The sequence below is a fragment of the Enterobacter sp. UNJFSC 003 genome, from assembly GCF_036903355.1.
GTDB lineage: Bacteria > Pseudomonadota > Gammaproteobacteria > Enterobacterales > Enterobacteriaceae > Enterobacter.
The window spans coordinates 1-233 of sequence record NZ_JBAKHK010000267.1; the positions used below are offsets into that span (position 1 = coordinate 1).

Below are 233 nucleotides of genomic sequence, written 5' to 3' on the forward strand. Positions count from 1 at the left end.
CAGGTGTACCGTGCTCTGGGGATGGATAAGCCGGAACCAGTGGCGAAAGTGTGCTATGCACAAATGGTGAAACAGTTCCTGAGTCGTGACCCGTTCGAATGCGTGCTGTGTGGCGGCCGGATGGTATACCGCCGGGCCATTGCGGGGCTGAATGTATCAGGGCTGAAGAAAAACGCGCGGGATATCAGTCTGCTGAGGTATATGCCGGCCTGACACAGGCTAAGTGTGCCCGG

1 pseudogene is annotated in these 233 nt (G+C 57.5%); it reads left to right on the plus strand.

The annotated features are described in order from the left end of the window. Positions 1-213, plus strand: a pseudogene (locus V5P19_RS24095) (IS91 family transposase); the annotation flags it as partial. Between the last annotated feature and the right edge of the window lie 20 nt (positions 214-233).